Consider the following 3,443-nt stretch of genomic DNA (forward strand, 5'->3'; position numbering starts at 1 on the left):
GCGGTGCCGCCGCCGCTGCAGCCGCTGGCGGTACTGGGCCGCTGGTCGCTCAGCTTCTACATGGTGCACCAGCCGGTGTTGATCGGCGGCGTCATGGCCTGGGTGGCGTTCAGCCAGTGGTAGGCTAGAAGGTTGGCGGGCGCGTTGGCGCCCGTCCCAGCCTGCTGCCTCCACCAGGGCCTTCCGAGTCCATTTCCCCATGTCCACCAGCTTTCTCTACGGCTTCCATGCCGTCACCGTGCGCCTGAAAACGGCGCCGGAATCCATCCTCGAGATTCACCTTGATGCCAGCCGGCGCGACGCGCGCATGCGCGGCTTCGCAGACCGCGCCCGCGAGGCCGGCATCAAGCTGGTGGACAGCGACGATGATCGGCTGAGCAAGATGTCCGGCGGGCCGCGCCACCAGGGCGTGGTCGCGCGGGTCAACCCGGTCAAGCAACGGCATTCGCTGGACGAGGTGCTGGAAGAAGTGGAAGCCGCGAAGCTCGACACTGCGCTGGTGCTGGTGCTGGACGGCGTGACCGACCCCCACAACCTCGGCGCCTGCCTGCGCGTGGCCGATGGTGCCGGCGCCCAGGCCGTGATCGCACCGACCGACCATGCCGTGGGCCTGAACGCCACGGTGGCCAAGGTGGCCTCGGGCGCGGCCGAGTCGGTGCCCTACCTGATGGTGACCAACCTGGCGCGTGCGCTCAACGAGATGAAGGAGCGCGGCGTGCGCATCATCGGCGCCAGCGACGACGCAACGCAGACGCTGTACGACGTGGACCTGACCGGCCCGGTGGCCCTCGTGCTGGGCGCCGAAGGCCCGGGCATGCGCCAGCTCACGCGCAAGACCTGCGATGAGCTGGTCAGCATTCCGATGGCCGGTGCGGTGGAGAGCCTGAACGTGTCGGTGGCGGCAGCGGTGCTGCTGTACGAAGCGCGCCGGCAGCGCATGAAGGCCAAGCCGGCCTGATCAGTCCAGCGAGGGCATGATGACCGCGCCGTCGGCTGCCCATTCCACCAGCGTGATGCCCGGTTCCAGTGCCTCCAGGCGGCGGCGCTCCAGCTCCTGCGGCGAGAGCTGGCCCTGGCTGGAAGCCCAGGCATCGGCCGCATCGCGCTGGGTGCGCAGGCTGTCCGCATGCGCCAGCGCAGCCCGCATGTGCAGTCCCAGGTCGTCTTCCTGCCAGGGCTTGGTCAGGTAGCGGAACACGCCGATCTCGTTGACCGCCCGCTGCGCGGTGCCGAAGTCCGCCGAGCCTGTGAGCATCATGCGGGTGGAGTGCGGCTGCAGCTTGGCAAAGCGGCACAGGAAGTCCAGGCCGTCCATGCCAGGCATGCGGAGGTCGGAAATGACGATGTCGTAGCGCCGCTCCAGACCCATGGACAGCGCTTGCGCGCCGCCCAGTCCGGTGTCCAGACGCAGCTGCTTGCCGAACTGCTGGCGCAGCGCGCGCTGCAGTGCATTGAGGATCGCGGGTTCGTCGTCGACCAGCAGGACGTTGTGCATGGTGGGTTGCTCCGGGGGACGGGTGCGGATGAGGGTCAGGCAGGCGTGACGGCGGGTTCGCTGGCGCCGCCGGGTCGCTGCAGCGGAATGCTGAGCTGGAAGCAGGTGCGGCCGGGCACGCTCTGCACCTCGATGCGCCCACCGTGTTTCTGCACGATGCCGTAGGACAGCGACAGGCCCAGCCCGGTGCCCTTGCCAACCGGCTTGGTGGTGAAGAAGGGGTCGAAGATGCGGCCCAGGTGCTCGTGCGGGATGCCGGCGCCGTTGTCCTCGATCTGCACCCAGACCTGCTGCGTGTCGCAGCCCGTGCGGATGATGATCAGGCCACGTTCCTGCTGGATGGCCTGCGCGGCGTTCACCAGCAGGTTCATGAAGACCTGGTTCAACTCCGAGGGCAGGCACTGAACCTCGGGCAGCACGCTGTATTCGCGGTGCACGTCGGCCTTGTACTTGATCTCGTTGTTGACGATGTTCAGCGTCGACTCCAGGCCCTTGTGCAGGTCGCACCATTCCCATTCCTGCCGGTTGTCCACGCGGGAGAAGTCCTTCAGGTCCTGCACGATCTTGCGCACCCGGCCGATGCCCTCGCGCGACTCGGCCATCAGGCTGGGAATGTCCTGCTTCAGGTAGTCCAGCTCGATCTCCTCACGCAGCGCGCGCAGCTCGGTGGCCAGCGCCGGGTCGACAATGCCGGCTTCGGCCCGCTCATAGGCTTCGAGCATGCGGAACAGGTCGGCCAGGTAGCGCTCAAGGGTGCCGAAGTTCGAGAACACATAGCCCACCGGGTTGTTGATCTCGTGGGCCACGCCGGCCGCCAGCTGGCCAATGGAGGCCAGCTTCTCTGACTGCATCAGCTTGTCCTGCGCCTGGGCCAGCCGCTGGTTGAGCTTGCTGAGCTGCTCGTTGGCCAGCAGCAGCGCGCGCACCTTCTCGGGCGTGAGCATGGCTTCATCGTCAGCCATGGTGGGTGGGAGGGCTTGCGTGTTCATGGTGGGGTCGAAGAGCCTGCTGGCGGTCGCACGGGACCGGGCCTCACAGCGAAAGCGCGGCGCACATGTCGCGCACGCCGCCTTCGACGCTGGCAAACAGCCGCATGGCGCGGGCTTCGTCCAGCCGCAGCCGGGTCCAGACGGATAGGTCGATCTCCGGTACTGCTTCTTCGGCCAGGCCGGCGAGGTCCAGCGCATGGGCCACCGCGTCGCAGGCATGCACCAGGCCGGTCAGGTCCAGTGCGGCTGGGGCCGAGGCCGCCGCTGGCGGCGGCGCATGGTGCTGCGCAATGGCCTCGACGATGGGCGCCGGAAAGCGCCAGTGCACGGCCAGCAGCGCGCCCACCTGGCAATGGTCCTGCCCGAGCAGGGTTTGCTCGGCGCGCACACGTGGCACGTCCGTGCTGGTCATCAGCGCCTGCACCGCATTGCCGGCGGCCGGGAAGTGGGCGGCCAGCACCAGCTGGCCGATGTCATGCATCAGGCCGGCCAGGAAGGCCTGCTCCGGATCCAGGCCGCAATGCGATGCCAGCGAGCGGGCGCTCATGGCCACCGCGAGGCCGTGGCGCCAGTAGGCGGCGAAGTCGAAGCCGGCGCAGGCGCTGGCCGGGAAGGCCTGGGTCAGCGCCGCTGCGGCCAGCACGCCCGAGACGGTGCGCAGGCCCAGCATGCTGACGGCATCCGCGATGCGCGCCACGCGGCCCGGGGCGCCGTAGAAGGCCGAGTTGGCCAGGCGCAGGGTGCGCGCGGCCAATGCCGGGTCCTTCTCGATCAGCTGGATGCAGTGCTCCGCAGACAGGTTGTCGTTGCGCAGCACCTGCAGCACTTCCAGCACCGCCTGGGGCAGCACCGGCAGGTCCTTGACCTTGTGCGGCAGCTGCGACAGGCCGTAGGTGTCAAGCATGCCGAGTCTCTTCGTCGGAGTTGGGTGCGGCCGGCGTGCGCAGGCTGCGGTAGCG

At 68.7% G+C, this 3,443-nt stretch carries 4 protein-coding genes; 1 reads left to right on the plus strand and 3 read right to left on the minus strand.

Annotated elements, in window-relative coordinates:
• Positions 1-199: 199 nt before the first annotated feature.
• Positions 200-958, plus strand: coding sequence for a 23S rRNA (guanosine(2251)-2'-O)-methyltransferase RlmB (gene rlmB / locus FKP22_RS24620; RefSeq protein WP_141290295.1), 759 nt, complete (start codon positions 200-202; stop codon positions 956-958).
• On the opposite strand, the gene FKP22_RS24625 is transcribed toward rlmB, so the two are convergent.
• From FKP22_RS24625 to FKP22_RS34060, 3 genes are all read right to left on the minus strand, one after another.
• Complete coding sequence (locus FKP22_RS24625) at positions 959-1,495, minus strand: response regulator (protein ID WP_141290296.1); 537 nt, start codon at positions 1,493-1,495, stop codon at positions 959-961.
• Between the two features lie 35 nt (positions 1,496-1,530).
• Positions 1,531-2,457 carry an ATP-binding protein gene (locus FKP22_RS24630; RefSeq protein WP_310733371.1) on the minus strand — a complete coding sequence of 309 codons (927 nt, stop codon included), beginning with the start codon at positions 2,455-2,457 and terminating at the stop codon, positions 1,531-1,533.
• A gap of 70 nt (positions 2,458-2,527) precedes the next feature.
• The gene (locus FKP22_RS34060) at positions 2,528-3,388 is read right to left on the minus strand and encodes an HDOD domain-containing protein (RefSeq protein WP_141290298.1); all 861 of its coding nucleotides are present in this window, start codon (positions 3,386-3,388) and stop codon (positions 2,528-2,530) included.
• Between the last annotated feature and the right edge of the window lie 55 nt (positions 3,389-3,443).

The sequence above is a fragment of the Ideonella azotifigens genome, assembly GCF_006519715.1.
In the GTDB taxonomy this organism is placed as follows: domain Bacteria; phylum Pseudomonadota; class Gammaproteobacteria; order Burkholderiales; family Burkholderiaceae_C; genus Ideonella; species Ideonella azotifigens.

What these genes read in the sequence shown, in the direction of transcription:
- FKP22_RS24625 (WP_141290296.1), bottom strand. Translation starts at nt 1,495, where the DNA reads ATGCACAACGTCCTGCTGGTCGACGACGAACCCGCGATCCTCAATGCA.
- FKP22_RS24630 (WP_310733371.1), bottom strand. Translation starts at nt 2,457, where the DNA reads ATGGCTGACGATGAAGCCATGCTCACGCCCGAGAAGGTGCGCGCGCTG.
- rlmB (WP_141290295.1), top strand. Translation starts at nt 200, where the DNA reads ATGTCCACCAGCTTTCTCTACGGCTTCCATGCCGTCACCGTGCGCCTG.
- FKP22_RS34060 (WP_141290298.1), bottom strand. Translation starts at nt 3,388, where the DNA reads ATGCTTGACACCTACGGCCTGTCGCAGCTGCCGCACAAGGTCAAGGAC.